The sequence below is a fragment of the Mammaliicoccus sp. A-M4 genome (assembly GCF_022386955.1).
In the GTDB taxonomy this organism is placed as follows: domain Bacteria; phylum Bacillota; class Bacilli; order Staphylococcales; family Staphylococcaceae; genus Mammaliicoccus; species Mammaliicoccus lentus.
In genome coordinates, this window is sequence record NZ_JAJNHH010000007.1 from 1 (window position 1) to 26,128 (window position 26,128).

Here is a 26,128-nt window from a genome sequence, read left to right on the forward strand (position 1 = left end):
TTTTTTTAGGAATGGTGGTAAAGATATTTCTTAGGAAGTGAACTTGGCATCTTTGCCAACTTACGTTGGTGAAGGATTTTCTAATGGCAGAGACTAATCCTTTGTGCGCATCAGAAATAACGAGTTCCGTACCTTGTAAACCGCGTTCTTTTAGGTATTCAAAAAATGTTGTCCAGGTCTCTTCGCTTTCGCCACTTTGAATCATGAAGCCGATAATTTCACGGTCGCCATCTTTGGTTATTCCAATCGCTATATGACAGCTTTTTGAGAGTACTCGATTTTCTTCTCGTACTTTTATATAGAGTACATCGGTCATTAAGTAAGGATAATTTTTTTCTGATAATAAACGATTCTGCCACTCGTTAACCATAGGTTCTAGCTGTTCTGTTAAGCTAGAAACGAAGGACTTAGAGACGGATTTACCACAAAGTTCTTCCACAATTTTTGATACTTTACGAGTTGAAACGCCTGATACATACATTTCCAACATTGAAGCCATGAGGGCTTTTTCGTTTCGTTGATAACGTTCAAACACTGTGGGTGAAAAATGGCCATCACGTGTTCTGGGTACTTTTAATTCTAGCGTGCCTACACGTGTCGTAAAGCTGCGCTCATAATAGCCATTTCGTTGACTTTGTCGGTTTTCTGTTCGTTCATATTCTTTTGCTTGAATATATTCTGTTCGTTGATTTTCCATTAGTTGATTAAATACCGTTGTTAAAATATTTTTAGAAACGTCATCCTTTACAGAATATTCAATAATGCTTTGAATCTCTTCGCTTTTCAGTGTAAAATGTACTTGGGTCATGTAAAAGTCCTCCTGGGTATGTTTTTGTCGTTAAAAACATTGTACCGTAAAAGGACTGTTATATGGCCTTTTTACTTTTACACAATTATACGGACTTTATCCTCTATTTTACAGCATCACGAAAGAAAAGTAATCATATATTGCTTTAAAATACTTTTAATTACTTAAGTTCAAATATAAAAATTAATGTTTGATTATCTTTTAATTTTTTCCATAAAAAAAATCCGTATAAACGGATTTAAAATAAAAAAGCGCGCACTCCACCATAGACGAGTTCACGCGATAAGTCATTCAAATGTGATGGAGTACTCTGAGCTAGACAATATCTATGTGTGGTAAACATTATCATTGCACTCATTTGCTTTGTGTGTGTGTGAAATAAACTGTATTTATAAAGAATGATTGAAGTGACTTGCGTCACTCCAATAAAGAATAAATTATACTAATTCAATAATTACTGACTCTGCTCCGTCACCGCGACGTGGTCCCACTTTCATAATACGAGTGTATCCACCTTGACGCTCTTCGTAACGAGGCGCAACATCATTGAATAATTTTTGTAAAACAGTAATTGTTTTGTCATCTTCTAGGATTTTAACATCACGTAATGTTTGAGCAGCTCTACGACGTGAAGCTAGATCACCTTTTTTACCTAAAGTAATTAAGTTATCGACAACTTTACGTAGTTCTTTAGCACGAGCTTCTGTAGTCTCGATGCGCTCAGAAACGATAAGTTGAGTAGCTAAGTCACGTAACATTGCTTTACGTTGATCCGAAGTACGACCTAATTTTCTGTAACCCATGAATTAACCTCCTTTATTAGTCTTCTTTTCTTAAACCAAGACCAAGATCTTCTAATTTATATTTAACTTCTTCTAGAGACTTACGACCTAAGTTTCTCACTTTCATCATATCTGCCTCAGATTTATCTGCTAATTCTTGTACAGAGTTAATTCCTGCACGTTTTAAACAGTTGTATGAACGCACTGATAGGTCTAATTCTTCTATAGACATTTCTAGTACTTTCTCTTTTTGATCTTCTTCTTTTTCAATCATAATTTCAGCATTTTGTGCTTCATCTGTTAAATTAACAAAAATGTTTAAGTGTTCAGTCATGATTTTAGCGCCTAAAGAAACTGCTTCTTGAGGAGATAAAGAACCATCTGTCCAAACATCTAAAGTTAATTTATCATAATCACTACTTTGCCCTACACGTGTATTTTCAACAGTGTAATTAACACGATTTACTGGAGAATAAAGTGAGTCGATTGGAATGACACCAATTGGCAAATCACTTGTGTTATTTTTTTCCGCTAAAGCGTATCCGCGACCAGTATTAGCAATTAGACGTATTTTAAGGTGACCACCTTTAGATACAGTTGCAATCTTTAACTCTGGGTTTAAGATTTCAACATCACTATCATGCATAATATCTTTCGCAGTAACTTCACCTTCATCTTTAATATCGATTTCAAGTGTTTTATCTTCTTCAGAATAAATTTTAAGTGCTAATTTCTTGATGTTCATAATGATAGTCGTAACGTCTTCAACTACATTTTCGACTGCTGAGAATTCGTGAAGAACACCTTCAATTTCGATATTTTTAACTGCCGCACCTGGTAATGAAGATAATAGGATACGACGTAAGGAGTTGCCTAGTGTTGTACCATAACCACGTTCTAGCGGTTCAACAACGAACTTACCGAATGTAGAATCATCACTAACTTCTATTGTTTCAATTCTAGGTTTTTCGATTTCAATCATTATAAATATATCCTCCTTATAAACGTCGATTAAATTTTATTAATTTCTATCCAGTGACTTTTGAACTTATGAACTAACAAAAATTATACACGACGACGTTTTGGTGGACGACATCCGTTATGAGGTACTGGTGTAACGTCTCTAATAGCTGTAATTTCTAATCCAGCTGATTGTAACGCACGGATCGCTGATTCACGACCTGGGCCAGGACCTTTAACTGTTACTTCTACAGTTTTTAAACCATGTTCCATAGCAGTTTTTGAAGCTGTTTCTGAAGCCATTTGTGCTGCGAATGGAGTTGATTTTTTTGAACCTTTGAATCCTAACGCACCAGCTGAAGACCATGATAATGCATTACCGAAATCATCAGTGATCGTTACGATTGTATTGTTGAATGTTGAGCGAATGTGAGCAACACCACTTTCGATATTCTTTTTCACTCTACGTTTACGAGATACTTGTTTACGTGCCATTTATATGTGCCTCCTTTACTTATTATTTTTTCTTGTTCGCTACTGTTTTAACTGGTCCTTTACGCGTACGCGCATTGTTCTTAGTTTTTTGACCACGAACTGGTAAACCACGACGATGGCGGATACCACGATATGAAGCTATTTCCATTAAACGTTTAATGTTTAAGTTTGTTTCACGACGAAGGTCACCTTCAACTTTGTAGTTATCTACAACTTCACGGATACGACCTAATTCGTCATCTGTTAAATCACGAACACGTGTGTCTTCAGATACGTTTGCTTCTTTAAGAATTTGTTGTGCTGTTGTTTTACCGATACCATATACGTAAGTTAACGAAATTACTATGCGTTTCTCACGTGGTACGTCAATACCTGCAATACGAGCCATTTATTTACACCTCTCTTTTATTAGCCTTGTTTTTGTTTGTGTTTTGGATTTTCACAAATCACCATTACTTTACCTTTACGACGAATAACTTTACATTTTTCGCAAATTGGTTTTACTGATGGTCTTACTTTCATCTTTGTATACCTCCTTGTATTTGGAGTGACGATTATTTATAACGATAAGTGATTCTTCCGCGTGTTAGGTCATACGGAGACATTTCAACTGTTACTTTGTCGCCAGGTAGAATTCTAATATAATTCATTCGAATTTTACCACTCACGTGTGCCAAAATTTCATGTCCATTTTCTAATTCTACTTTAAACATAGCGTTTGGTAAAGTATCTAATACAGTACCTTCTAATTCGATTACATCTTGTTTAGCCATGATCATTTCCCCCTTTTTCTATTCATTATCGTGAAATACTAATTGTATTTCATGTTTTAAAACCTGGTCCAAAATACGAGACATACTTTAGGTGATTAAATCACATAGAATAAGCACAGGTTTATAAAATTGGGATGATTTTAATACTTAAGATTTGCATTCGACAACACTTCAAATACTTATCGCTTTTAGTAATCACTCCGATTGTATTTCAAAAACCTAAATACTGTCTTGATCCTTAAAATTGAACGCTAACACGCGTTCAAGAACCACCTAAAGCTAGGCGAATTCGGGGTGAAAGCGTCATTACTTTAATGTTTCAAGAATTTGAATAACATCTTCAGTAACATTTTCAATTTCACGAGAACCATCGATGTTTTTCAAAACACCTTGATTTTCATAGAAATCTAAAAGTGGTTTTGTTTGTTTAACATTAACACTTAAACGATTTGCTACTGTCTCAGGATTATCATCTTCACGTTGGTATAGTTTACCGCCATCAAGATCACAGATGCCTTCAACTTTTGGTGGATTAAATACTAAATGATAAGTTGTTCCACACACTTCACAAATACGTCTGCCAGTTAAACGATTCATAAGTTCTTCTTCAGGCACTTGGATGTTAATTACTGCATCAACTTCACGACCTAAGCTACTTAATATATCATTTAATGCATCAGCTTGTTCTACTGTACGAGGAAAACCATCTAGTAAGAATCCTTTTTTCGCATCTTCTTCAGCAAGTCTTTCTCTAACGATACCTATAGTCACTTCATCTGGAACAAGTTCCCCACGATCCATATAAGATTTCGCTTGTTTACCAAGGTCAGTCTCTTCTTTAATCGCTTTACGGAACATATCACCAGTTGAGATATGGGGAATAGGGTATTTCTTAACAATTTCACTCGCTTGAGTTCCTTTACCTGCACCAGGTAAACCCATTAAAATGATGTTCATAAATGCCCTCCTACTTGTTTATCGTCTTCTAAAGCCTCTATACTCTCGTTGATTAAGTTGAGCTTCTAAAGTTTTCATTGTTTCAATAGCAACACCGATAACGATTAGTAAGCTTGTACCACCAACTTGTATAGCTTGTGGTAAGTTCATTAACTTAATAGCTAAAATTGGAATTATAGAAATTACAGCTAAGAAAATTGAACCAACAAATGTTAAACGATAGAGCACTCTAGTGATATATTTTTTAGTTTGTTCGCCAGGTCTAATACCCGGTACATAACTACCTTGTTTTTGTAAGTTTTCTGCCATTTTTTCAGGATTAACTTGAACAAATGCATAAAAGTAGGCGAAAGCTATAATTAAAATAACATAGACTATCATTCCAATATTATGAGATGGATCTGCATATCTAGTAACTGTTTGCGCCCAATCTTGTTCTGGGAAGAACAATGTTAAGGTTTTTGGCAACATGAAAAATGCCATTGCAAAAATTACAGGTATAACACCAGCTGCATTAACTTTTAAAGGTAAATATGTTGCTTTTGCAGATAATCCTGCACCTGAACCTTGTTGTTGACGTTTAGCATATTGAATTGGAATTTTACGAATAGCTTGTAGTACATATACTGCACCAACTGTAAGTAAAACCATACCAACAAATAAACCAATCGCTTTTAACCAAGCCATTGTAGTATCATCTGCACCAACAAAGCTTTGTTGGTAAAATTGTATTAATGAGTTTGGTAATGAAGATAATATACCGGCAAAGATAATAATTGAAATACCATTACCTACACCGAATTGTGTTATCTGCTCACCTAACCACATTAAGAAAGCTGTTCCAGCTGTTAATACGAGTGCAATTAAAACATAATTTAAAACTGAAGTATTTTGAATTAAATTACCGCCAAGCATATTATTAAATGAATATGACATACCTAAACCTTGAACGAAAGCTAAAACGATTGTGAAATAACGCGTAAATTGATTAATCTTTTTACGTCCTACCTCACCTTGTTTAGCCCACTCAGTGAATTTAGGCACAACATCCATTTGTAATAATTGCATTACAATTGAAGCAGTAATATAAGGCATAATACCCATAGCTAAAATTGAGAAGTTCTGCAAGGCACCTCCACCGAATGTATTAAACAAATCGGTAATACCTTGCGAACCTTTATTTTGATTAAAAGCATCTGGATTAACGCCAGGAGCTGGAATATAAGTCCCAACTTTGAATATAACGAGCATTGCTAGTGTGAATAATATCTTGTTACGAATGTCTTTAGTCTTCAAAAAACTAACGATCGTTTCAAACATTAGATCACCTCATGCGTTCCGCCCTTACCTTCGATTGCTTCAATTGCTGAAGCTGAGAATTTATGAGCTTGTATTGTTAATTTCTTTTCTAATGAACCGTTTCCTAATACTTTGATACCTGATTTCTCAGATTTCACTACACCTGATTCAACTAATAATGCAGGTGTGATTTCAGTTCCATCTTCGAAACGATTTAATTGGTCTAAATTAACAATTGCATAATCTTTACGGTTGATGTTAGAGAATCCACGTTTTGGTAAACGACGGAATAATGGTAATTGACCACCCTCGAAACCTAAACGAGTACCGCCACCTGAACGTGCTTTTTGACCTTTATGTCCACGTCCACTTGTTTTACCGTTACCTGTTGCCATACCACGACCAACACGGTTACGCTCTTTACGAGCACCTTCAACTGGTTTCAATTCATGTAATTTCATTTTGGCACCTCCTTAATACTTTGATTATTATTATTGTTCAGTAACTTTGATTAAGTGATTAATTTTCTCGATTTGCCCACGAATCGCAGGATTGTCTTCAACTATAACAGTTGAGTTTGTCTTTTTTAGTCCTAACGCTTGAACTGTCTTACGTTGAGTTTCAGGGCGACCTATAATGCTACGAGTGAGGGTAATTTCTAATTTAGCCATAGTGTTTTTTCCCTCCTTAATTTAATAATTCTTCTACTGATTTACCGCGTAGACTAGCTACTTGTTCGGCATTTTTAAGTTCTTTAAGTCCTTCAATTGTAGCACGAACCATATTGATTGGTGTGTTTGAACCTAATGATTTACTTAAGATATCAGTGATACCAGCAAGTTCTAATACCGCACGAACTGGTCCACCTGCAATAACACCTGTACCAGGTGCTGCTGGTTTAATTAAAACATTACCTGCACCAAAACGTCCAATAACTTGGTGAGGAGTCGTTCCTTCAACACGTGGAACTGTTACTAAATCTTTTTTAGCAGCTTCTACTGCTTTTTTAATAGCTTCAGGTACTTCTTGTGCTTTACCTGTACCGAAACCTACGCGACCATTTTTGTCTCCAACAACTACTAAAGCTGTGAAACGGAAACGACGACCACCTTTAACTACTTTAGCTACACGGTTAATCGTAACTACGCGCTCTTCAAATTCTTTAACTTCTTGTTCTTTACGACGCATGAGTGTCCCTCCTTTAAATTAAAATTGAAGTCCGTTTTCGCGAGCTGCATCAGCTAATGCTTGAATACGTCCGTGATATAAATATCCTCCACGGTCAAATACTACAGCTTCAACGCCTTTTTCTGACGCACGTTTTGCAACGCTTTCGCCAACTTTAGCTGCAGCTTCTACATTACCTGATTGCTCTATATTTAAGTCTTTATCTAAACTTGATGATTGAGCGATTGTAACACCGTTTACGTCATCAATAACTTGAGCATAAATATGTTTGTTTGAACGATAAACATTTAAACGTGGTTTTTCGCTTGTTCCAGCTAATTTAGAACGCACGCGAGCATGTCTTTTCAAACGAACTTTATTTTTGTCGATTTTAGCGATCATGTTAGTGCTCCTTTCTTATCTTAGTGATTACTTACCAGTTTTACCTTCTTTTTGACGAACATATTCGCCTTCGTAACGAATACCTTTACCTTTATAAGGTTCTGGTGGACGGATTGAACGGATGTAAGATGCAACAGCACCAACACGTTCCTTAGAAATACCTTCTACTTTAATTTTAGTGTTTTTATCTACTGATAATGTGATACCATCTTCAGCAGTAATTTCAACTGGGTGAGAATATCCTACGTTAAGGATGATGTTATTACCTTGCATTTGAGCACGGTAACCTACACCGATAAGTTCTAAGTTTTTCTCAAAACCTTTAGATACACCTTCGATCATGTTAGCGATCAATGCACGAGTTGTGCCATGTACTGTTTTGTGTTCTATAGAGTCAGATGGACGAACAACTTCTAAAGTGTTCTCCTCTTGTTTATATGTCATTTCTTCATTAAAAGTACTAGTTAATTCACCTTTAGATCCTTTTACTGTAATCGTGTTACCTTCGATAGCAACAGTTACGTCTGAAGGAATCTCAATAATTTTCTTTCCAACACGGCTCATTATGTGGGCACCTCCTTATAATTTTATAATTACCAGATATAAGCTAATACTTCTCCACCGATTCCACGTTGTCTAGCAACTTTATCAGTTACAACACCTTCAGATGTAGAGACAAGTGCAATACCTAAACCGTTAAGAACTCTTGGAATCTCGTCAGCTTTAGCATAAACACGTAAACCTGGTTTAGAAATACGTTTTAAACCTGTGATAACACGCTCGTTGTTTTGACCATATTTTAGGAACATACGGATAACACCTTGCTTATCATCTTCGATATATTCTACGCTTTTTACAAATCCTTCGTTTTTAAGGATTTCAGCGATTTCTTTTTTAATGTTTGATGCAGGTAACTCTAATTTTTCGTGACGTACCATGTTTGCGTTACGTACGCGAGTTAACATATCTGCAATTGGATCTGACATTGTCATTTGTGTATCCTCCTTTCATTCTTTTGAGTTTTACCAACTAGCTTTACGTACGCCAGGGATTTGGCCCTTGTACGCTAGTTCACGGAAACAAATACGACAAAGTTTGAATTTACGGTATACTGAATGTGGACGTCCACAACGTTCACAACGCGTATATTCACGAACTCCGAATTTTTGTTTACGTTGTTGTTTAGCGATCATTGATTTTTTAGCCACTTAATTAGCCTCCTTTATAATTAGAGATTACTTTTGAAATGGCATACCGAATTGTGTTAACAATTCACGAGCTTCCTCGTCAGTGTTAGCAGTTGTTACGATAACGATATCCATTCCGCGTACTTTACTTACTTTATCATAGTCGATTTCAGGGAAAATTAATTGTTCTTTAACACCTAATGTGTAGTTACCGCGACCGTCAAATGCTTTTTTAGAGATACCGCGGAAGTCACGTACACGTGGTAATGAAACTGAGATTAATTTATCAAAGAATTCATACATTCTTTCTCCACGTAATGTTACTTTTGCACCGATTGGCATACCTTCACGAAGACGGAAAGTCGCAATTGATTTTTTTGCTTTAGTTACTACAGGTTTTTGACCAGTGATTGATTGCAATTCTTCAACAGCTGAATCTAAAACTTTAGAGTTTTGAACCGCATCACCGATACCCATATTTACTACGATTTTTTCGATTTTTGGTACTTCCATTACTGAGCTGTAGTTAAATTTCTTAACTAATTCAGATGAAATTTCATTATTAAACTTTTCTTTTAAACGTGTCAAAGTGGATCCTCCTTTCACTTAATAATTATTCTTTTGATGATTTAATTTCTTCGCCTGATTTTTTAGCGATACGAACTTTTTTACCATCTACTACTTTGAATCCAACACGAGTTGGTTCGTTTGTCTTAGGATCTAGTAATTGAACGTTTGATACATGGATAGTACCTTCTGTTTCTAAGATACCACCTTCTGGATTGAACTGAGTTGGTTTCTGGTGTTTTTTAATAACGTTCACACCTTCTACAACTACGCGTTCTTTCTTAGGTAATGCTTCTAAAACTTTACCAGTTTTACCTTTATCTTTACCTGAGATAACGATTACGTTGTCACCTTTACGTACGTGCATGTGTAGGCACCTCCTTAGGAATTTTGTTTTTTATCATTATAGATTAAAGTACCTCTGGCGCTAGAGAAACTATCTTCATGAAGTTACCTTCACGTAATTCACGCGCTACAGGACCGAATATACGTGTACCACGTGGACCTTTGTCATCACGAATGATTACACATGCATTTTCGTCAAATTTGATGTATGAACCATCTTCACGGCGTACACCTGTTTTAGTACGAACAACAACAGCTTTAACGACTTCACCTTTTTTAACAACGCCGCCTGGTGTAGCATTTTTAACAGTAACAACGATAACGTCACCAATGTTTGCTGTTTTACGACCAGTTCCGCCTAAAACTTTGATTGTTAATACTTCACGAGCACCAGAGTTGTCTGCCACTTTTAAACGTGTTTCTTGTTGGATCATCTTTGTTTGACCTCCCTTATCTTTATACTTCTATTAAATAATTACTGATTCTTCAACGATTTCAACTAGACGGAAACGCTTAGTTGATGATAAAGGACGTGTTTCTGCAATCTTAACGATATCGCCCATTTTTGCTGAATTATTTTCATCATGAGTTTTATATTTTTTTGAATATTTGATTCGTTTACCATATAATTTATGAGTTTTGTAAGTTTCTACAACTACTGTAATAGTTTTATCCATTTTATCTGAAACTACTTTACCAACGTAAACTTTGCGGTCATTTCTTTCGCTCACAGTAATGAACCTCCTTTACTTGATTATTTATTATCTGCTGCTTTCTCTTCTTCGATTTCTCTTTCACGAACGATTGTTTTCAAACGTGCAATCGTTTTTTTAACTTTTCGAATGTTAGCAGTCTCTTCAAGTTGACCAGTTGCTAACTGAAAGCGTAAGTTGAATAATTGTTCTTTAGCTTCTTTAATTTCTTTTTCAATTTCAGTAGTGGTTAAATTTCTGATATCCTTAGCTTTCATTTGTGTCACCACCCAATTCTTCACGTTTTACAAACTTAGATTTAACTGGAAGTTTGTGTGCAGCAAGACGTAATGCTTCACGTGCTACTTCTTCTTGAACACCTGCAACTTCGAACAAGATACGTCCTGGTTTAACTACTGCTACCCAACCTTCAACTGCACCTTTACCAGAACCCATACGTACTTCTAAAGGTTTTTTAGTGTAAGGTGTATGTGGGAATATTTTGATCCATACTTTTCCGCCACGTTTCATATAACGTGTCATTGCGATACGAGCTGATTCAATTTGACGAGATGTAATCCAAGCTGCTGATTGAGCTTGTAAGCCATACTCACCAAATGTTACTTCATTTCCGCCTTTTGAACGACCAGTTGTTTTAGGACGATGTTGACGACGGAATTTAACACGTTTTGGTAATAACATTATTATTTTCCTCCTTCACTAGACTTCTTTGTAGGAAGAACTTCTCCACGGTAGATCCATACTTTAACACCTAGTTTACCGTACGTAGTGTCGGCTTCTTCATGTGCGAAATCAATGTCTGCACGTAGTGTATGAAGTGGAACAGTTCCTTCTGAATATTGTTCTACACGAGCGATATCCGCGCCACCTAGACGACCAGATACTTGTGTTTTGATACCTTTAGCACCCAATTTCATTGCACGTTGGATTGCTTGTTTTTGAGCACGACGGAAAGATACACGATTTTCTAATTGACGAGCAATGTTACCCGCAACTAATGTAGCATCTAAATCAACTTTTTTGATTTCGATAACGTTGATGTGTACTTTTTTGTTAGTCAATGCGTTTAATTTATTACGTAATTTTTCTATTTCTGAACCGCCTTTACCAATAACCATTCCTGGCTTACCAGTGTGGATTGCAATATTGATGCGGTTTGCTGCACGTTCAATTTCAACACTTGAAACTGAAGCTTCTTTTAATGCTTCTGCGATATATTTACGAACTTTTAAGTCTTCATGTAAAAGTGTTGCGAAGTCTTTATCTGCATACCACTTTGCTTCCCAGTCACGAATTACACCGACACGAAGTCCGATTGGATTAATTTTTTGACCCACTATATTCCCTCCTTAATGATTTGGTTAATTATGCTTCTTTAACTTCTTTAGCTTCTTTAACTTCTTTTTCGCCAACTACGATTGTAATGTGGCTAGTACGTTTGTTAATCGCACTTGCACGACCTTGTGCACGTGGACGGAAACGTTTTAATGTAGGTCCTTCATTAGCGTAAGCTTCTCTTACTACTAAAGTATCAGGATTTAAATCATAGTTATGTTCTGCATTTGCTAATGCTGACATTAATAATTTTTCAACAACAGGTGATGTTGCTTTATTCGTTAATTTTAAGATGGCAATTGCTTCTGCCACTTCTTTACCTCTAATAAGATCTAAAACTAATCTCACTTTACGAGGTGCGATTCTTATTGTTCTAGCAACCGCTTTTGCTTCCATTGTGACTTCCTCCTCTTTTTAGAAATTAGCGTTTAGTCTTTCTGTCGTCTGCAGCGTGCCCTTTATAAGTACGTGTAGGAGCAAACTCTCCTAATTTATGACCAACCATGTCTTCAGTAATGAAAACTGGTACGTGTTTACGACCATCATATACTGCAATTGTATGTCCTATAAAATTAGGGAATACTGTTGAACGACGAGACCATGTTTTAATAACTGATTTTTTTTCACCTTCGTTTTGAGCTTCAACTTTTTTCATTAAATGATCATCAACGAAAGGTCCTTTTTTAAGACTACGAGCCATTATGGCGCCTCCCTTCTTATTATTGCGCGCGGCATTTAAGCCGCACACGTAAATAAGGTATTATTATTTTTTCTTACGACCACGAACGATAAATTTAGATGAACGTTGGCTTTTCTTACGAGTTTTCTTACCAAGTGTTGGTTTGCCCCATGGAGACATTGGTGAATCAAGACCGATTGGTGTACGACCTTCACCACCACCGTGTGGGTGATCGTTAGGGTTCATTACAGAACCACGAACTGTAGGACGTTTACCCATCCATCTAGTACGGCCGGCTTTACCAACTGTGATTAATTCGTGAGCAATGTTACCAACTTGTCCGATTGTAGCACGGCAAGTAGATAAAATCATACGAACCTCACCTGATTTAAGACGAACTAGTACGTATTTACCTTCTTTACCAAGTACTTGAGCACTTGTACCAGCAGAACGAACTAATTGTCCACCTTTACCTGGTTTTAATTCGATATTGTGAATTGTAGTACCAACTGGGATATCTTGTAATGCTAATGCGTTACCTAATTTGATATCTGCTTCTGGACCATTGAAAATTTCTTGTCCTACTTTTAAACCTTTAGGAGCAAGGATATATCTTTTCTCACCATCTGCGTATACTACTAATGCAATATTAGCAGAACGGTTTGGATCATATTCAACTGTTGTTACTTTAGCTGGAATTCCATCTTTGTTACGTTTGAAATCAATTACACGGTATTGACGTTTATGACCGCCACCTCTGTGACGAACTGTCAATTTACCTTGGTTGTTACGTCCCGCTTTTCTCGGAAGCGGTTGTAATAATGATTTTTCAGGAGTCGTTGATGTGATTTCAGCGAAATCTGAAGAAGTCATATTACGACGACCATTTGTAATTGGCTTATACTTTTTAAGAGCCATTGTCGTTTTACCTCCTTAATGGTAATTGTTTATTAGTTGAAAAAGTCGATTGATGAACCGTCTTTTAGAGTTACGATTGCTTTACGACGTTTGTTAGTGAAACCATTGTAACGACCAACACGTTTAGCTTTCGCTTTAATGTTCATGATGTTAACTGAGTCTACTTTAACGTCGAAAATTTCTTCGATTGCGATTTTAACTTGTGTCTTATTTGCACGAGTATCTACATCAAATGTGTATTTGTCTAATCCCATATCTGATGAAGATTTCTCTGTGATTACGGGGCGCTTAATAACATCTCTTGCTTCCATTATCCGAGCACCTCCTCTACTTTATCCACAGCTGCTTTTGTTATTACGACTTTGTTAGCGTCTAAAATATCTAAGACGTTTAAACTTTGAGCGTCAATAACTTTTACACTTGGAATGTTACGAGCTGATAATTCAACATTGTTATCTAAAGCATCAACGATGAATAATACTTTTTTAGAAAGTTCTAAATTGCTCATTACATTTTTTAATTCTTTAGTTTTAGGAGCATCAAAATTGAATGCTTCTAATACTGCTAATTCGTTATCATTTGCTTTTGCAGATAATGCAGAACGTAATGCTAAACGACGCATTTTCTTAGGCATTTTGTAAGAATAGCTTCTTGGTGTTGGTCCGAATACGATACCACCACCACGCCATTGTGGCGCACGAATTGTACCTTGACGAGCACGTCCTGTACCTTTTTGTTTCCAAGGTTTACGTCCACCACCACGAACTGCTGAACGATTTTTAACTGCATGAGTACCTTGGCGTAATGAAGCGCGTTGTAAGTTAACTGCTTCAAATAATACGTGTTGGTTTGGTTCGATACCAAATACACTATCATTTAATTCGATAGATCCTGATTTAGAACCATCTACTTTTAATACATCAAAATTAGCCATAATGTTGTTTCCTCCTTTCACCTAAATAATTATTTATTACCTTTTTTGATTGAAGTTGTAAGTTTTACTAAGCCTTTTTTAGGACCTGGAACATTTCCTTTTACAAGGACTACATTGTTCTCTGCATCTACTTTAACGATTTCTAAGTTTTGCATAGTTACTGTGTTTGCTCCCATACGGCCAGGTAATCCTTTACCTTTGAATACTTTAGAAGCATCTGAAGCCATACCCATTGAACCAGGGCTTCTGTGGAAATGAGAACCGTGACTCATTGGTCCACGTGCGAAGTTATGGCGTTTAATTGAGCCTTGGAAACCTTTACCTTTAGAAACGCCTGTTGCATCAATAATGTCTCCTGCTTGGAATGTATCTACAGTGACTTCTTGACCTACCTCGTATGCTGAAACATCTATGTTTCTGAATTCACGAGTGAAGCGCTTAGGTGCTGAACCAGCTTTTTTAGCATGTCCTTCAGCAGCTTTAGTAGCATATTTATTAGATTTACGATCTTTTTTATATGCTTGTTTGTCTTCAAAACCGATTTGTAGAGCGTTATAGCCATCTACTTCTTCAGTTTTCTTTTGTAATACAACGTTTTGACTAGCTTCTACTACAGTTACTGGTATTAATTCACCATTTCCTGCGAATACTTGAGTCATTCCAATTTTTCTTCCTAAGATTCCTTTGGTCATCGAAAGTCGCACCTCCTGTTATTTTGAATGAATTATAATTTGATTTCGATGTCTACACCAGATGGTAAGTTTAAGCCCATAAGAGCATCAACTGTTTTAGGTGTAGGGTTAAGAATGTCGATTAAACGTTTATGCGTACGTTGTTCGAATTGCTCACGTGAATCTTTGTCTTTGTGAACGGCACGGATTACTGTATAAACTGATTTTTCAGTTGGTAACGGAATCGGACCAGACACTTGAGCTCCTGAACGTTTAGCAGTTTCAACAATTTTCTCTGCTGATTGATCGATCATGCGGTGATCATACGCTTTTAAACGGATACGAATTTTTTGTTTTGCCATAATTTTCCCTCCTTGTTCGTCTACTTTATAGTGATAGACTTCTCCACGAAAACTCTCTTACACACCGCCATGGCAAAGCGGCCGGGTGTGTCAGTAACCTCTCGCTTCATCGCTTCTTAAAGTCCAACATTAGATATGATACATGATTTGAATCCATTAATCAATAGATAATCATATATTTCTCTAATTTTTATCTAGCACATACCCATGTATTATAACGGAATTCTTTTACCTTTTCAATAGATAATTTAAAATAGATAATTTGTAATCTAAATGTTATAATGTAAAAAGTATTTTTAACAGGTGGTGAAAACATGAAAAGAGGAATCAAGTCAATATTACTTGTTCTTTCTATTATATTAGTAATTTCTGAACTTTTATTAGCTATTCCTTTTATAGGTGGGAGCATTGTTCTTTCAACTGGTTATAATGCCCTTGTATTTAATGGTTCTTTATATTTCATATCTACATTGATATTGTTAATAGATAATCAAAATTCTGTCAAAGCTATTTTTGTCATACCTTTAATAGGATTAATTGCGAGTTTTATTTCTATCATTCCCGTTGTTGGATGGTTATTACACATATTAATGGTCGTATTAATGGTTATTTTCTTATTTACAATTATAATAGCCCCTGTGTACATTCCATCTAAATCGTTCAAAACTACTTATAAAGATTAAAAAAGTCACGCGCTTATGCACGTGACTTTTTTTATGAATGAACAAACATGAAATATGCTACGAATACAAAGAATAAACCATACATTATAGGATGTATTTCTTTGTGTCTCTTTGCAACTATCATAGTAATAGGATAGAAAATAAATCCGCATGCTATACCTGTCGCAATTGAATAAGTTAATGGCATCATAATCATAGTTAAAAATGCCGGTACTGCTATTTCGAATTTCTGCCAATCAATTTTACCTAGGTTGCTTACCATTAACACACCAACAATAACTAATGCCGGTGCTGTTACAGCACTTGTAACAACTGACATTAATGGAGAGAATAATAACGCGGCTAAGAAACAAAGACCGGTTACTACGCTTGCAAAACCTGTTCTTGCACCTACAGCAACACCTGCGCTTGATTCGATATAGCTTGTAGTTGTAGATGTACCGAAAATAGCCCCTACTATAGTAGCTAATGAATCTGAGAATAGTGCTTTTCCAGCTCTAGGTAATTTATTATCTTTCATTAAACCTGCTTGGTTTGCTACTGCAACTAATGTACCTGCTGTATCAAAGAAATCAATAAATAAGAAAGTTAATACAACGATTAAGAATTGCACATTAAATATAGTGGATAAATCTCCAAAAGCTTCAAATGCTGCACCGAATGTTGGTGCGACACTTGGTACTTTACCTACCACGCTACTTGGCATGTCGATTAAGCCTGTTACTAATCCACCAACTGCCGTTAATACCATACCAATAAAAATAGATCCTGGAATTTTTTTCGCCATCAATATAATAGTGATGATAATCCCGAATACTGCTAATAATACTTCTGGATTGTGCATTGTACCTAAAGTTACTAAAGTAGAATCTTCTTTTTGAACAATACCTGCTCCTTGTAAACCTACAAATGTTATAAATAAACCTATACCTGCTGAAACTGCCATCTTAAGTTCAAACGGTATAGCATTAATGATAACTTCCCTTAACCCACTCATTGTTAGAAAAGCAAATATCACACCTGAAAATAGTACGCCCGTTAATCCTGTTTGCCATGGAATACCCATAGTTAATACTACTGTAAACGCAAAAAATGCATTTAATCCCATACCTGGTGCTAAACCAATTGGGTATTTAGCTATAATTCCCATGAATAAACAACCAACTAACGCTGCTAATGCTGTCGCTACGAATACTGCACCTTGATCCATTCTCATAGAATCAGGTATATTTTCAACACTAGCTAAACTTAACATTGAAGGGTTAACTGCTAATATGTATGCCATTGATAGAAATGTTGTTAGCCCACCTAGTATTTCTCGCTTATAACTTGTGCCTAGCTCATCAAATTTAAAGTATCGTTTCATTTCAAGACTCCTTTATTAATTTCAACACTGTACATTGTATTACTGTAATGTTTAAAAATCAATACTTTTACGAACATTGATTAAAAACATTCACATTATGTTCGTATTTGTAACTACAAAGCAATTTGAATCATAATTCCTTCATTATATATAAATAAAAAACATCAACAATGACATTTCGTACGTAACATTGTTGATGTTTAATTTTATAATTTTAAATCTTTTAAGGCATCTTTAAATGGATTATTTTCAACTTCTTCATTTTTCATATATTTGTTCATTTCTTTTTTACTGATTTTACCTGTCTTTTTATTTTTAAGTCTTTTATCCATGTGTTCTTGCGATTCAGTATGTCCACATACACAACGATACACTGCCGTTTTCCCTGTACCATATAACGTAAGTTTCTTCTTACAGTTTGGACATCTAGCATTTGTAACTCTTTGTTGATTTTTCTTCGTTTTACAAGTAGGGTCCTGGCAAACTAACATTTGGCCATTTTTCGTTTTAACTTTTAACATGAATTTCCCGCACGTAGGACATTCTGTAGCCGTTAAATTATCATGCTTAAATTTGTCATCGCTATTTTTTATATCAGAAATAATCTCTTTCGTAAAACTTCTCATCTCTTTCATAAAAGCTTCTTTCTGATACTGACCTTTTTCAATTTGTGTAAGTTTCATTTCCCATTCAGCAGTTAATGCCGGAGATGTTAGTTGCTCAGGTGCTAAGTTTAATAATTGTTTGCCTTTAGGTGTTATTTTAATTTTACCTTGCACAGCTTCTATAACATTAGAACTATATAACTTTTCGATAATATCTGCTCGTGTAGCTACAGTACCTATTCCACCAGTTTCATTTAATGTTTTAGACATTTTCTTATCATTCAAGTTAAAGAATAATTGTGGTGATTCCATAGCTTTTAATAATGTTCCTTCATTAAAATAAGCTGGTGGCTCTGTGTCTTTTCCAATGACATTTACTTTTTGGATGATCACTTGTTCGTGTTCCTTAAATGGTAATGCTTTAACAACCGCTTCTTCTTGATGAATTGCTTTAAAACCTAAATCAATTGCTACTTCTTGAACCAATTTAAAATTCTCACCTTCTACAGTTAAATCAACAGTTGTTTCTTCATATTGATATGTTGGAAGTAATACTTCTAAAAATCGTTCAGCAACTAGCATATATATTTTTTGTTCTCTCGGTGATAATTGATCCATATTTGCTCTAACTTCTGTTGGAACAATTGCGTGATGATCCGATACTTTTGTATTATCAACAAAATGTTTCCCTGCGCGTATTTCTTTTTTAATTAACGGTACAGCATATGATTTTAATGGTGTAGCAGTTAAAGTAGACACCCTATCTTTTAATGATGAAACCATATCACTTGTTAAATAGTTTGAGTCTGTTCTTGGATAAGTTAAAACTTTATGTTGTTCGTATAAAGTTTGCATAGTATTTAACGTTTCCTTAGCGCTCATCTTATAGCGTTGGTAAGCTGTTTGTTGAAGGCTAGTTAAATCGTATAATTTTTGAGGGTATTTAGTTTTCTTCTTTTTATTAACTTTTTTAATTTCGCCTTTTTTATTTTGTAATTTATTTTTCAAGCTTTCGATTTTTTCTTTATCAAAAATTCGGTCACTATTTTGTGTAAGCCATTTGAATTTATAACCGTCCACTTCAACGTTCATCTGATAATATCTTTCAGGTTTAAATGACTGTATTTCGTCTTGTCTCATCTTAACAAGATTCAATGTTGGTGTTTGCACTCTACCACAAGATAATTGTGCATCGTATTTAGTAGTTAGTGCTCGTGTTGCGTTTATTCCAACAATCCAGTCCGCTTCACTTCTACATAATGCTGCTTTATATAAATTGTCATATGCTTTACCAGGTTTTAAATTCTTGAATCCTTCTCTAATTGCCTTTTCAGTAACTGAGCTAATCCATAATCTTTTTATTGGTTTCTTTATTTTAGCTTTTTCGATAATCAATCTTGCTACTAACTCACCTTCTCGCCCCGCGTCAGTTGCAATGATTATTGATTGAACGTCATCACGTTTCATTAAATGTTGTACAGTATTAAACTGACTGCGCGTCTTTTTAATAACAACATGTTTCATATAATCAGGGATAATAGGAAGTTCACTTAATTTCCATTCTTTAAATTTCTTATCATATTCCTCTGGTGTTGCATTCGTAACTAAATGACCTAACGCCCATGTCACAATATATTGTTTGTTCTCGAAATAACCTTTCTTTTGATCATTCACGCCCATTGCTTTAGCAATGTCACGACCAACAGATGGTTTTTCAGCAAGAATTAATGCTTTCATAATTATTTCACCCATTCTTTTTTCATTCTTATTAGTATAACACGGATGATTATCCATCTAAAGTTATCAAAAACTTTTATAACAAGACAATTAATCGTATAATAGATTATAAATAATCGATGTCCATTAAAGGAGTGACTTTCATGCAAATACTTCCACTTAAGCAAATCGATCCTGTCGCCCAGTATATACAAGAGAAAAACATTCAAGATGAAAATCATGTACAATATATTCCAGAATGTATTGATAGTATTAAGTCATCTTTAAATAACAAATTTGATGAACAATCTTTTTTCTATCTTTACAATAATGAAGAAATAACCGGGATTCTAGGTTTCGAAAAAGTAGATAAAGAAACTGTAAATGTATGGGGCCCTATCGTAAATGACACTTCTGAAAAAACTTTACAATCATTAAAAGAAGCTTGGGATATGCTTTTAAATAATCATCCAGAAGTTAAATATTGTCACATATCTTTACATAAAAACCACATACTCAACAATAGTAAGTTGAAAGCATTGCGAGCAGGCTATGTTGAAACACAATATACACTTGAAATACACCAGCCCCCTCACGAAATAGAGGAACAACATCAAATGATTCATTACAGTAAACCATATTTTTATTCGTTCGATAAACTTCATTCTAAAAGTTTCATAGATAGTGAAGTTACTTCTGAAGATATAATAGATTCTTTAGATGATGACCACGCTTTATATTTATTTATGGCGGAAGGTCTCGTAAAAGGATACATTTATCTTTCAATAGATATACCAAAACACTTGGCAACTATTCCTTATCTTGCTTCACATAGAGATTACAGAAAACAAGGCATCGCTTTTCAAATGATTCATTATGCTACAACTCAAGCTTTCAATCATAATGAAGTTGAAACAGTACGCATTCATGTTGACAGTAAAAACCACGAACAAATACAGCTTCTATATGAGAAAGTTGGATTTAAAATTACAAACGAAGTGCATCATTTCAAGTACGTTCGCCTCTCTTAGGAAGCGGGATGACTAAGTTTGAAAAAAGCTTGATATAAGCGTATTTTCAATCCTAGTCAGGTACTGCCAATATAAAAAAAGTCTGGAACATAATCTATGTTCCAGACTTTTTATTGTAATTTAACATTGTAAGCGATTTATTAAGTTTATTAATTGTTTTGCATATTTAATAATGGGTAAAATGGAAGATGAATTCAATTATAGAAAGCGAGTTGTCCATATGGATTATCTTATAGCTCTGTTACCAGCATTGTTCTGGGGGAGCGTTGTATTAATTAATGTGAAAGTCGGTGGCGGACCTTATAATCAAATTTTAGGTACGACTATCGGTGCATTTATTATAGGTATATTACTCTTCATTTTTGGAGATGTAGAATTTACATTCCGTACTATTATTATAGGGATGATTTCCGGTGCCTTCTGGGCTTTAGGACAAGGATTCCAATTGCGGAGTGTTGATTTAATTGGTGTTTCTTTAACAATGCCAATATCTACAGGTTTACAACTATTGGGTACAACATTATTTAGTGCCGCATTCTTAGGTGAATGGGATACTGGCACACAAGTTGCACTTGGATTAACAGGATTAGTTCTTTTAATCATCGGTGTTATTTTTACTTCTGTGCAGAAGAAAGGTTCAACTAGCAGTGGTAATTCTAAAAAATTCGGCCAAGCAATACCGATTTTACTTATTTCAACTGTTGGTTATGTAGTTTACGTTGTAATCGGCCAAGTATTTGGCGTAGAAGGATGGGATGCTTTATTCCCTCAATCTATAGGTATGGTTATCGGTGGTGTGATTTTATCATTTAAACATAAGCCATCCGTTAAATATACAACTTTTAATTTATTACCAGGTATAGTATGGGCATTAGGTAACATGTTCCTATTTATCTCTCAACCAAAAGTTGGGGTTGGAACAAGTTTCTCATTCTCACAAATGTTAGTTATCGTCTCCACTTTAGGGGGTATATTCTTATTAGGCGAACAAAAAACAAAACGCCAAATGACTTTCATTTGGATTGGTATAGTTCTCATAATTATCGCAGCATTTATTATAGGTTTTGCTAAAGGATAATTAAATTAAAGAGAAGGAGTGTTTAATATGTATAATGATTTAAAAGATAAAGTCGTTATCATTACAGGAGGTAATAGCGGTATAGGTAAAGCAACTTCAGAACGTTTTGGAAAAGAAGGCGCTAATGTCGTTATTAACTATCTTAACAATTCAGAAGAAGCGGAAGAAGTTGTAAAAACTATTCAAGATTCAGGCAGCAAAGCAATTGCTGTTCAAGGTGATGTATCTAAAGAAGAAGATATTAAAAACTTAATACAAAAAGCTCACGAAGAATTTGGCCGAATAGACGTTATGATTAATAATGCTGGTTTTGAAAAGCCTATACCAACACACGAAATGAGTACAGAAGAATGGTCTAAAGTAATAGATATCAACTTAACTGGTGCTTTCTTAGGTAGTAGAGAAGCGGTCAAATATTATTTAGAACATGATATTAAAGGACAAATTATTAACACAGCAAGTGTTCATGATAAAATTCCATGGCCAAACTACGTTAACTACGCTGCTAGTAAAGGCGGTTTAAAATTAATGATGGAAACAATGTCAATGGAATACGGTAAATACGGTATTAGAATTAATAACGTTTCACCAGGTGCTATTGTTACAGAACATACACGTGAAAAATTCTCGGATCCTACTACAAGAGATGAAACATTAGAAATGATACCATTAAATGAAATTGGTGAAGCATATCAAGTAGCCAACATTAATGCATTCTTAGCATCTGAACAAGCAAGCTATGTACACGGTACAACTATTTATGTAGATGGCGGAATGACTAACTACCCAGCATTTATGGGTGGTAAAGGTTAATATATAAATGCTCCTAACTCGTTAGATTTTTAATTAACGAATTAGGAGCATTTTTTTCTTGAATTATTTATGTCTCATACGCTTTTTCTATACAAATAATAACTGATACATATATAAAATCACAATTGAAATAATAATACTTAGATTAGTGGCCATACCGACAATAGGCAACGTTTTATATTTGAAAGTAATAGCGTATGAAAGCACTGATACACCTATCGGCAACAACCAGCCAATTAATAATGTTGTTTTAATCATTGGATCAGAAACTGGTAAGAAGAAATGGACAAGTAGTCCCATTAATAGACCGAACCCATAATGGAATAATAAATATTTAACAACGATTGGTAAATATGCCTTTTCAATTTTGAAGTTAAGAAATAAGCCTAATAATATCATAGACAATGGCATATTAGCGTTGGATATAATTTCAAAGAAGTTTATCGCTTTTCCTGGTATTTGTATGTTTAATATGTTTAAAATGAACATAATAATATAAGTCATTAGAGGCACAGTTTTTAATAATTTTACGCCCATTTGTTTGAAATCAAATTGGTCTCCACCATCATTAAAGTAACTGCCTACAAAATAAGTTACTCCAAACATAATAATCGCCGTACCGATATCTAGCATACCAAAATATAATAACCCTGTTTTAGGCCATATTTGTGCCACCAACGGATAAGCAAATAAGCCGATATTAACAGAAGCGGCCATCATCCCTACTGTACCTCTTATTTGATTGTTATATTTTTTCTTGAATAACCATATAATAAGTAATTTAGCTAAAACACCGTATAAAATCATTAATATAGGTAGCCAACCTAAAGATAAGTCCAAGTCTGAACCGTTCAAATTGACGATAACTAATGATGGTAAAGTTACGTTTAGTACTAGTGTAGCTAATACATTACCATCTGAAGCTTTAAAGAATTTCAACTTTTTAAGTATGTACCCTAATGTAATCAATAAGATTATCATTATGAAATTTTCAGTCATTTTATCACTTCTCTCGTAAAACTCACATTTTTATATGTTAACATTGTTTAATTTTTATGCACACTTTTTGTTTGAAATTCTTTTTAATTATACTAAAATTAATTTAGTTATGTTTTAATATATCATGAAACTCAATATCAATTATACTTGCTAAGTCATTTGGGTCTATTTCAACTTGATAACCTCTCTTACCAGCACTTATAATAAAACTTGATAAAGACTGAGCACTGTCATCAATAATTGTTTTGAAAGATTTTTTCATACCAATTGGAGAACAACCACCTCTTACATACCCTGTTACTTTTGTAAGTTGATCAAGTGGTAGTAATTCAAGCTTTTTCTGTCCAACAGACTTACTTGCTTTCTTAATATCTAAATGTTCAAATACTGGTATTACAAAAATATAATGCTCATTTTTATCATTCATTAGAACTAATGTTTTATACACTTGCTCTACTGGTTTTTGTATAAGTTTTGCAACTTGATCCCCTTCAATATGTTCTTTCCCTATTTTAAATTCGTGGATATGATAAAATATATTGTGTTGATCAAGTATACGCATAGCATTCGTTTTTAATTTTTTCATCTTTGTCACCAACTTTAATTCATTCAATAATATAAAGGAGTGTTTCAATTATGGATTTAAACCAACAATTGTCTGAACTTAAATATGATTATATTCGTATTCAAAATGATTTAGAAAAGCGAGAATCTACAGGTCAAGCAACTCAAATGTTAGAAAAGCAACTCGAACAAATTGAGGATGAAATTAGTAAAGTACGTGCTCAATTAAATCAAGATTAACGAAAGGAAGCAACCATGTTAATTTTAATTCTTTTATTATTCACACTTATTTATCTTATCATAAGCTATTTAAGTATATATCAACTTCATACGATGTTAACTCAAGCTTTACGTTTTATCATGGGACTTATGTTATTAGTCTTTTTAGGAAGTATGATATTTACTTTTCCGCTTCAATACTGGTGGTTACTAGCTGTATTGCTATGCTTAGTTTTAAATATAGAAATTACAGCATTTAAATATCGTGTGAAAGATAAAAAAGGTATTCAATTACTTAATTTAATGACAATTTTCATTCTCATTATTTATGTTATTTTAATATTTATTATTTTTTAATTAATGTCGAAAGAGTCCGGGCCATAAATAATTGTTCTGGACTCTTTTTTATTAATATAAATCCGCTAAGCTTTGTAATCTTTTCGCACCTTCATATAATTGTTCATCATCCAAGGCTAATGATATTCTTACATGATATTTACCATTTTCTCCAAATGGAATGCCAGGTGCTACTAAAATCGATTGTTCTTTAAGTAAATATTCTACAAAAGATTCACCATCAAACTTCGGTGGAACTTTTAACCATAAAAATATACCACCTTTCATCGGCTCAAATGGTATATTCACTTCATTTAAAGCAGCTTCAAACTTTGTTCTTCTTTCTTTAAATATTTCGTTTTGTTCATTTAAAAAGTCATCACATTCATTTAATGCCAATGTGCTTGCATCTTGTAATGCACCAAACATACCAGCATGTGTGTGAGTTTGATATTTTTTTAGCGCTGCTATCATCTCTTTATTACCCACTGCAAAACCTACTCTATAACCAGACATATTATAACCTTTAGATAGTGAATATATTTCAATTGCAGTTTCTTTAGCATCTTTAGATTGCAAAATGCTCGGATTCTTTTCATCAAATCCAAAAGCACTGTAAGCAAAATCATGCACAATTTGAGTGGACGTATCTTTAAATCTTTGAATTGTTTCATCAAAGAATGAAGTCGTTGCTACTGAACCAGTGGGATTGTTTGGATAAGTTAAATAAATTAATGTTGTATTTTTTAAAACGTCTTGATTTACTTCATCCCATTTAGGTAAGTAATGATGTTCAGGCTTTAACTCAAGCGGATAAGGATTGGCTCTCGCTAATAAAACACCAGCTAAATAGTCTGTATATCCTGGATCGGGTAATAGGACATTTTCATCAGGTTCTACTACGCAAGTTGGTAATGAGACTAAACCATTTTTAGTACCGTATAATATACACACTTCATCTTCTGGATCTAACTCAACATCATAATGCCTCTTATAAAAATCTACTATTGCTTGTTTAAATGTCGACTTCCCATGAAAAGCTCCATATTTTTGATTTTCCGGTTTTTGAATCGCATTAATAAATTCGTTAACAATCACTTTAGGAGTTTCCCCATCTGGAATACCTACTGCCATGTTAACAAGTGGTAACGGTCCGTGTTCAACTTTGCGCCCCATCGTCTTACCAAAATAACTATCAGGTATTTGAGACAATAATCGAGATGTTCCCATTATAACGACTCCTTATCAAATAAATTCGAATAAATACTATATGAATATATTCTATCAGAGTATATATATCACACAAGCTTTAGCTGATTAATTTACTAAGAATTATATCATTTTATTTAAAAATTAAAAAATCA

General features: G+C 34.4%; 41 protein-coding genes. 6 read left to right on the forward strand and 35 right to left on the reverse strand.

The window, feature by feature from the left end; all coding sequences use genetic code 11:
• From LQ682_RS07225 to rpsJ, 30 genes are all read right to left on the reverse strand, one after another.
• Positions 1-808, reverse strand: an 808-nt coding sequence (locus tag LQ682_RS07225) for an IS256-like element IS256 family transposase (protein ID WP_002405109.1), incomplete at its 3' end; no start/stop codon positions are given.
• A gap of 437 nt (positions 809-1,245) precedes the next feature.
• On the reverse strand, positions 1,246-1,611 hold the full coding sequence (gene rplQ / locus LQ682_RS07230; protein WP_016998824.1) for a 50S ribosomal protein L17: 366 nt from the start codon (positions 1,609-1,611) through the stop codon (positions 1,246-1,248).
• Between the two features lie 16 nt (positions 1,612-1,627).
• The gene (locus LQ682_RS07235; RefSeq protein ID WP_064204192.1) at positions 1,628-2,572 is read right to left on the reverse strand and encodes a DNA-directed RNA polymerase subunit alpha; all 945 of its coding nucleotides are present in this window, start codon (positions 2,570-2,572) and stop codon (positions 1,628-1,630) included.
• Between the two features lie 83 nt (positions 2,573-2,655).
• Positions 2,656-3,045, reverse strand: a complete 390-nt coding sequence (gene rpsK / locus LQ682_RS07240) for a 30S ribosomal protein S11 (RefSeq protein WP_016998822.1) — start codon at positions 3,043-3,045, stop codon at positions 2,656-2,658.
• Positions 3,046-3,067: 22 nt separating this feature from the next.
• Positions 3,068-3,433, reverse strand: coding sequence for a 30S ribosomal protein S13 (gene rpsM / locus LQ682_RS07245; protein ID WP_016998821.1), 366 nt, complete (start codon positions 3,431-3,433; stop codon positions 3,068-3,070).
• Positions 3,434-3,453: 20 nt separating this feature from the next.
• The gene (rpmJ, locus tag LQ682_RS07250; protein WP_003156543.1) at positions 3,454-3,567 is read right to left on the reverse strand and encodes a 50S ribosomal protein L36; all 114 of its coding nucleotides are present in this window, start codon (positions 3,565-3,567) and stop codon (positions 3,454-3,456) included.
• A gap of 32 nt (positions 3,568-3,599) precedes the next feature.
• On the reverse strand, positions 3,600-3,818 hold the full coding sequence (gene infA / locus LQ682_RS07255; protein ID WP_001118443.1) for a translation initiation factor IF-1: 219 nt from the start codon (positions 3,816-3,818) through the stop codon (positions 3,600-3,602).
• Between the two features lie 306 nt (positions 3,819-4,124).
• Complete coding sequence (locus tag LQ682_RS07260) at positions 4,125-4,775, reverse strand: adenylate kinase (RefSeq protein WP_016998820.1); 651 nt, start codon at positions 4,773-4,775, stop codon at positions 4,125-4,127.
• Between the two features lie 18 nt (positions 4,776-4,793).
• Complete coding sequence (gene secY / locus LQ682_RS07265) at positions 4,794-6,095, reverse strand: preprotein translocase subunit SecY (RefSeq protein ID WP_016998819.1); 1,302 nt, start codon at positions 6,093-6,095, stop codon at positions 4,794-4,796.
• A complete protein-coding gene (gene rplO / locus LQ682_RS07270) occupies positions 6,095-6,535 on the reverse strand; it encodes a 50S ribosomal protein L15 (RefSeq protein WP_016998818.1) in 441 nt (146 codons plus the stop codon). The genes secY and rplO overlap by 1 nt, the downstream gene beginning before the upstream one ends.
• A gap of 30 nt (positions 6,536-6,565) precedes the next feature.
• Complete coding sequence (gene rpmD / locus LQ682_RS07275; protein ID WP_016998817.1) at positions 6,566-6,745, reverse strand: 50S ribosomal protein L30; 180 nt, start codon at positions 6,743-6,745, stop codon at positions 6,566-6,568.
• A gap of 16 nt (positions 6,746-6,761) precedes the next feature.
• Positions 6,762-7,262 carry a 30S ribosomal protein S5 gene (rpsE, locus tag LQ682_RS07280; protein ID WP_016998816.1) on the reverse strand — a complete coding sequence of 167 codons (501 nt, stop codon included), beginning with the start codon at positions 7,260-7,262 and terminating at the stop codon, positions 6,762-6,764.
• Between the two features lie 18 nt (positions 7,263-7,280).
• Positions 7,281-7,643 carry a 50S ribosomal protein L18 gene (rplR, locus tag LQ682_RS07285; protein WP_016998815.1) on the reverse strand — a complete coding sequence of 121 codons (363 nt, stop codon included), beginning with the start codon at positions 7,641-7,643 and terminating at the stop codon, positions 7,281-7,283.
• A gap of 27 nt (positions 7,644-7,670) precedes the next feature.
• Entirely contained in the window at positions 7,671-8,207 is a 537-nt protein-coding gene (rplF, locus tag LQ682_RS07290; RefSeq protein ID WP_016998814.1) for a 50S ribosomal protein L6, read from the reverse strand.
• Positions 8,208-8,236: 29 nt separating this feature from the next.
• A complete protein-coding gene (gene rpsH, locus LQ682_RS07295) occupies positions 8,237-8,635 on the reverse strand; it encodes a 30S ribosomal protein S8 (RefSeq protein WP_016998813.1) in 399 nt (132 codons plus the stop codon).
• Positions 8,636-8,665: 30 nt separating this feature from the next.
• Positions 8,666-8,851, reverse strand: coding sequence for a type Z 30S ribosomal protein S14 (locus tag LQ682_RS07300; RefSeq protein ID WP_016998812.1), 186 nt, complete (start codon positions 8,849-8,851; stop codon positions 8,666-8,668).
• Positions 8,852-8,878: 27 nt separating this feature from the next.
• Positions 8,879-9,418 (reverse strand): 50S ribosomal protein L5, encoded by a 540-nt coding sequence (rplE, locus tag LQ682_RS07305; RefSeq protein WP_016998811.1) that lies wholly within the window; start codon positions 9,416-9,418, stop codon positions 8,879-8,881.
• 25 nt (positions 9,419-9,443) lie between these two features.
• On the reverse strand, positions 9,444-9,764 hold the full coding sequence (gene rplX, locus LQ682_RS07310) for a 50S ribosomal protein L24 (protein ID WP_064204193.1): 321 nt from the start codon (positions 9,762-9,764) through the stop codon (positions 9,444-9,446).
• A gap of 43 nt (positions 9,765-9,807) precedes the next feature.
• Complete coding sequence (gene rplN / locus LQ682_RS07315; RefSeq protein ID WP_016998810.1) at positions 9,808-10,176, reverse strand: 50S ribosomal protein L14; 369 nt, start codon at positions 10,174-10,176, stop codon at positions 9,808-9,810.
• 33 nt (positions 10,177-10,209) lie between these two features.
• Positions 10,210-10,473: a 30S ribosomal protein S17 gene (gene rpsQ, locus LQ682_RS07320; protein ID WP_016998809.1), complete on the reverse strand. Its 264-nt coding sequence runs from the start codon at positions 10,471-10,473 to the stop codon at positions 10,210-10,212.
• A 23-nt stretch (positions 10,474-10,496) separates the two neighbouring features.
• Positions 10,497-10,712: a 50S ribosomal protein L29 gene (rpmC, locus tag LQ682_RS07325; protein WP_016998808.1), complete on the reverse strand. Its 216-nt coding sequence runs from the start codon at positions 10,710-10,712 to the stop codon at positions 10,497-10,499.
• Positions 10,702-11,136 (reverse strand): 50S ribosomal protein L16, encoded by a 435-nt coding sequence (rplP, locus tag LQ682_RS07330; RefSeq protein ID WP_070044890.1) that lies wholly within the window; start codon positions 11,134-11,136, stop codon positions 10,702-10,704. The genes rpmC and rplP overlap by 11 nt, the downstream gene beginning before the upstream one ends.
• Before the next feature lie 2 nt (positions 11,137-11,138).
• Positions 11,139-11,792, reverse strand: coding sequence for a 30S ribosomal protein S3 (rpsC, locus tag LQ682_RS07335; protein WP_016998806.1), 654 nt, complete (start codon positions 11,790-11,792; stop codon positions 11,139-11,141).
• Between the two features lie 28 nt (positions 11,793-11,820).
• A complete protein-coding gene (gene rplV / locus LQ682_RS07340) occupies positions 11,821-12,186 on the reverse strand; it encodes a 50S ribosomal protein L22 (protein ID WP_016998805.1) in 366 nt (121 codons plus the stop codon).
• 25 nt (positions 12,187-12,211) lie between these two features.
• Entirely contained in the window at positions 12,212-12,490 is a 279-nt protein-coding gene (gene rpsS, locus LQ682_RS07345) for a 30S ribosomal protein S19 (protein WP_016998804.1), read from the reverse strand.
• 63 nt (positions 12,491-12,553) lie between these two features.
• A complete protein-coding gene (rplB, locus tag LQ682_RS07350; RefSeq protein WP_016998803.1) occupies positions 12,554-13,387 on the reverse strand; it encodes a 50S ribosomal protein L2 in 834 nt (277 codons plus the stop codon).
• 32 nt (positions 13,388-13,419) lie between these two features.
• Positions 13,420-13,698, reverse strand: a complete 279-nt coding sequence (gene rplW, locus LQ682_RS07355; protein WP_103268767.1) for a 50S ribosomal protein L23 — start codon at positions 13,696-13,698, stop codon at positions 13,420-13,422.
• The gene (gene rplD, locus LQ682_RS07360; protein WP_064204194.1) at positions 13,698-14,321 is read right to left on the reverse strand and encodes a 50S ribosomal protein L4; all 624 of its coding nucleotides are present in this window, start codon (positions 14,319-14,321) and stop codon (positions 13,698-13,700) included. The genes rplW and rplD overlap by 1 nt, the downstream gene beginning before the upstream one ends.
• 29 nt (positions 14,322-14,350) lie before the next feature.
• Positions 14,351-15,013 carry a 50S ribosomal protein L3 gene (gene rplC / locus LQ682_RS07365; RefSeq protein WP_239724066.1) on the reverse strand — a complete coding sequence of 221 codons (663 nt, stop codon included), beginning with the start codon at positions 15,011-15,013 and terminating at the stop codon, positions 14,351-14,353.
• 32 nt (positions 15,014-15,045) lie between these two features.
• Positions 15,046-15,354, reverse strand: coding sequence for a 30S ribosomal protein S10 (gene rpsJ, locus LQ682_RS07370; RefSeq protein WP_182094064.1), 309 nt, complete (start codon positions 15,352-15,354; stop codon positions 15,046-15,048).
• A gap of 314 nt (positions 15,355-15,668) precedes the next feature.
• Here rpsJ and LQ682_RS07375 point away from each other — a divergent pair, with 314 nt between their 5' ends.
• Positions 15,669-16,037 carry a hypothetical protein gene (locus LQ682_RS07375; RefSeq protein ID WP_239705989.1) on the forward strand — a complete coding sequence of 123 codons (369 nt, stop codon included), beginning with the start codon at positions 15,669-15,671 and terminating at the stop codon, positions 16,035-16,037.
• A 31-nt stretch (positions 16,038-16,068) separates the two neighbouring features.
• Here LQ682_RS07375 and LQ682_RS07380 read toward each other — a convergent pair whose 3' ends face one another.
• Together LQ682_RS07380 and LQ682_RS07385 are read right to left on the reverse strand one after the other, a co-directional pair.
• Positions 16,069-17,403: an NCS2 family permease gene (locus LQ682_RS07380; protein ID WP_016998797.1), complete on the reverse strand. Its 1,335-nt coding sequence runs from the start codon at positions 17,401-17,403 to the stop codon at positions 16,069-16,071.
• 206 nt (positions 17,404-17,609) lie between these two features.
• On the reverse strand, positions 17,610-19,745 hold the full coding sequence (locus tag LQ682_RS07385) for a DNA topoisomerase III (protein WP_239705988.1): 2,136 nt from the start codon (positions 19,743-19,745) through the stop codon (positions 17,610-17,612).
• Positions 19,746-19,888: 143 nt separating this feature from the next.
• Here LQ682_RS07385 and LQ682_RS07390 point away from each other — a divergent pair, with 143 nt between their 5' ends.
• The 3 genes from LQ682_RS07390 to LQ682_RS07400 all read left to right on the forward strand — a co-directional run bounded on the left by LQ682_RS07390 (position 19,889) and on the right by LQ682_RS07400 (position 22,646).
• Positions 19,889-20,755 (forward strand): GNAT family N-acetyltransferase, encoded by an 867-nt coding sequence (locus LQ682_RS07390; protein ID WP_214269973.1) that lies wholly within the window; start codon positions 19,889-19,891, stop codon positions 20,753-20,755.
• A gap of 220 nt (positions 20,756-20,975) precedes the next feature.
• The gene (locus LQ682_RS07395; RefSeq protein WP_016998794.1) at positions 20,976-21,833 is read left to right on the forward strand and encodes a GRP family sugar transporter; all 858 of its coding nucleotides are present in this window, start codon (positions 20,976-20,978) and stop codon (positions 21,831-21,833) included.
• Between the two features lie 27 nt (positions 21,834-21,860).
• Positions 21,861-22,646 (forward strand): glucose 1-dehydrogenase, encoded by a 786-nt coding sequence (locus LQ682_RS07400; RefSeq protein ID WP_016998793.1) that lies wholly within the window; start codon positions 21,861-21,863, stop codon positions 22,644-22,646.
• 87 nt (positions 22,647-22,733) lie between these two features.
• Here LQ682_RS07400 and LQ682_RS07405 read toward each other — a convergent pair whose 3' ends face one another.
• Entirely contained in the window at positions 22,734-23,645 is a 912-nt protein-coding gene (locus LQ682_RS07405; protein ID WP_016998792.1) for an AEC family transporter, read from the reverse strand.
• Positions 23,646-23,748: 103 nt separating this feature from the next.
• Positions 23,749-24,231, reverse strand: a complete 483-nt coding sequence (gene ybaK / locus LQ682_RS07410; protein ID WP_070044893.1) for a Cys-tRNA(Pro) deacylase — start codon at positions 24,229-24,231, stop codon at positions 23,749-23,751.
• Between the two features lie 50 nt (positions 24,232-24,281).
• Here ybaK and LQ682_RS07415 point away from each other — a divergent pair, with 50 nt between their 5' ends.
• Both LQ682_RS07415 and mspA read left to right on the forward strand, forming a co-directional pair.
• Positions 24,282-24,449: an SE1832 family protein gene (locus LQ682_RS07415; RefSeq protein WP_016998790.1), complete on the forward strand. Its 168-nt coding sequence runs from the start codon at positions 24,282-24,284 to the stop codon at positions 24,447-24,449.
• Positions 24,450-24,464: 15 nt separating this feature from the next.
• Positions 24,465-24,785, forward strand: coding sequence for a membrane stabilizing protein MspA (gene mspA, locus LQ682_RS07420; protein WP_016998789.1), 321 nt, complete (start codon positions 24,465-24,467; stop codon positions 24,783-24,785).
• Between the two features lie 51 nt (positions 24,786-24,836).
• Here mspA and LQ682_RS07425 read toward each other — a convergent pair whose 3' ends face one another.
• Complete coding sequence (locus tag LQ682_RS07425) at positions 24,837-25,994, reverse strand: aminotransferase class I/II-fold pyridoxal phosphate-dependent enzyme (protein ID WP_239705987.1); 1,158 nt, start codon at positions 25,992-25,994, stop codon at positions 24,837-24,839.
• Between the last annotated feature and the right edge of the window lie 134 nt (positions 25,995-26,128).